Below are 2,892 nucleotides of genomic sequence, written 5' to 3' on the forward strand. Positions count from 1 at the left end.
GCTCTCCCCGCGCTCCGACACCGTCGGCCGGCGGCTCGCCGTGCTGCGCCGGCTCGCGCATCCCGCGAAGGACGATCCGACGGCCGGCCCGGTCAGCGTGGTGGTCTCGCCCGTACGGTCGGTGCTCCAGCCGCAGGTCAAAGGGCTCGGCGACCTGGAGCCGGTGGCGCTGCGCTCCGGGCAGAGCGCCGATCTGAACGCGGTGACGGAGGCGCTGGCGGCAGCCGCGTACGCCCGGGTCGAGCTGGTCGAGAAGCGCGGCGAGTTCGCGGTGCGCGGCGGCATCCTGGATGTCTTCCCGCCCACCGAGGAGCACCCGCTGCGGGTGGAGTTCTGGGGCGACGACGTCGAGGAGATCCGCTACTTCAAGGTCGCCGACCAGCGCTCCCTGGAGGTCGCCGAGCACGGACTGTGGGCGCCGCCCTGCCGTGAGCTGCTGCTCACACCGCAGGTACGGGAGCGGGCCGCCGCGCTCGCCGAGGAGCATCCCGAGCTGGGCGAGCTGCTGGGCAAGATCGCGGAAGGGATCGCGGTCGAGGGCATGGAGTCCCTCGCTCCCGTCCTCGTGGACGACATGGAGCTGCTGCTCGACGTACTGCCGGCCGGCGCGATGGCCCTGGTCTGCGATCCCGAGCGGGTCAGGACGAGGGCCGCGGACCTGGTGGCGACCAGCCAGGAGTTCCTCCAGGCGTCCTGGGCCGCCACCGCGGGCGGCGGCGAGGCCCCGATCGATGTCGGCGCGGCCTCGCTGTGGGGCATCGCGGACGTCCGGGAGCGGGCGCGCGAGCTGGGCATGATGTGGTGGTCTGTGTCCCCGTTCGCCGTTGACGAGGACCTCACCGAGGAGTCCATCACGCTCGGAATGCACGCGCCCGAGTCGTACCGCGGCGACACCGCCCGCGCGCTCGCCGACACCAAGGGCTGGCTCGCCGACGGCTGGCGCACCGTCTTCGTCACGGAGGGCCATGGCACGGCCTCCCGTACGGTCGAGGTGCTGAGCGGCGAGGGCATCCCGGCCCGGCTCGACACCCCGGGCGCGCGCGGCGTACGCGGTCTGGCCGAGATCACTCCGTCTGTCGTCCATGTCGCCACCGGCTCGATCGACTACGGATTCGTCGATCCCGACCTCAAGCTGGCCGTGCTCACCGAGACCGATCTCTCCGGCCAGAAGGCGGCCGGCAAGGACGGCGCCCGGATGCCGGCCAAGCGCCGCAAGACCATCGATCCGCTCACGCTGGAGGCGGGCGACTACATCGTCCACGAGCAGCACGGCGTGGGCCGCTATGTGGAGATGGTGCAGCGCACGGTGCAGGGCGCGACGCGTGAGTATCTGCTGGTCGAGTACGCGCCGGCCAAGCGCGGCCAGCCCGGCGACCGTCTCTACATCCCCACCGACCAGCTCGAACAGGTCACCAAGTACGTCGGCGGCGAGGCCCCGACGCTGCACCGCCTCGGCGGCGCGGACTGGACGAAGACCAAGCAGCGCGCCAAGAAGGCCGTCAAGGAGATCGCCGCCGATCTGATCAAGCTCTACTCGGCGCGGATGGCCGCTCCGGGCCATGCCTTCGGCCCGGACACGCCCTGGCAGCGGGAGCTGGAGGACGCCTTCCCTTACGTGGAGACGCCCGACCAGCTCTCCACCATTGCCGAGGTCAAGGAGGACATGGAGAAGACGGTCCCGATGGACCGGCTGATCTGCGGCGATGTCGGCTACGGCAAGACGGAGATCGCCGTACGGGCGGCCTTCAAGGCGGTCCAGGACGGCAAGCAGGTCGCGGTCCTGGTGCCGACGACACTGCTGGTGCAGCAGCACTTCGGTACGTTCTCCGAGCGGTACGCGCAGTTTCCGGTCTCTGTGAAGGCCCTGTCCCGCTTCCAGTCGGACACGGAGGCGAAGGCCACGCTCCAAGGGCTGCGCGAGGGCGCGGTCGATGTCGTCATCGGTACGCACCGGCTGTTCTCGGCCGAGACCAAGTTCAAGGATCTGGGACTGGTCATCGTGGACGAGGAGCAGCGCTTCGGCGTGGAGCACAAGGAGCAGCTCAAGAAGCTCCGCGCCAATGTGGATGTGCTGACCATGTCCGCGACGCCCATTCCCCGTACGTTGGAGATGGCCGTCACCGGTATCCGCGAGATGTCGACCATCACGACACCGCCGGAGGAGCGGCATCCGGTGCTCACCTTCGTCGGACCGTACGAGGAGAAGCAGATCGGCGCGGCCGTACGGCGCGAGCTGCTGCGCGAGGGCCAGGTCTTCTACATCCACAACCGGGTGGAGTCGATCGACCGGGCCGCGGCCCGGCTGCGCGAGATCGTGCCCGAGGCGCGGATCGCGACAGCGCACGGACAGATGGGCGAGAGCGCGCTGGAGCAGGTGGTGGTGGACTTCTGGGAGAAGAGGTTCGACGTCCTGGTCTCCACGACGATCGTGGAGTCCGGTATCGACATCTCCAACGCCAACACCCTGATCGTGGAGCGTGGTGACAACTTCGGTCTCTCGCAGCTCCATCAGCTCCGCGGCCGGGTCGGGCGAGGGCGGGAGCGCGGATACTCGTACTTCCTGTATCCGCCGGAGAAGCCGCTGACCGAGACCGCGCACGAGCGGCTCGCGACGATCGCCCAGCACACGGAGATGGGCGCGGGCATGTATGTCGCCATGAAGGACCTGGAGATCCGCGGCGCGGGCAATCTGCTCGGCGGCGAGCAGTCCGGCCATATCGCGGGCGTCGGCTTCGATCTGTACGTACGGATGGTGGGCGAGGCGGTCGCGGACTACCGGGCGTCGGTCGACGGCTCGGTGGAGGAGGAGCCGCCGCTGGAGGTCAAGATCGAGCTCCCGGTGGACGCGCATGTCCCGCACGACTACGCGCCGGGCGAGCGGCTGCGGGTCCC

General features: G+C 69.8%; 1 protein-coding gene. It reads left to right on the forward strand.

The features are described from left to right. The coding region (gene mfd, locus GA0115259_RS30415) for a transcription-repair coupling factor (RefSeq protein WP_093602961.1) at positions 1-2,892 on the forward strand (2,892 nt) is incomplete at both ends.

It is taken from the genome of Streptomyces sp. MnatMP-M17 (assembly GCF_900091995.1).
Classification (GTDB): Bacteria; Actinomycetota; Actinomycetes; order Streptomycetales; family Streptomycetaceae; genus Streptomyces.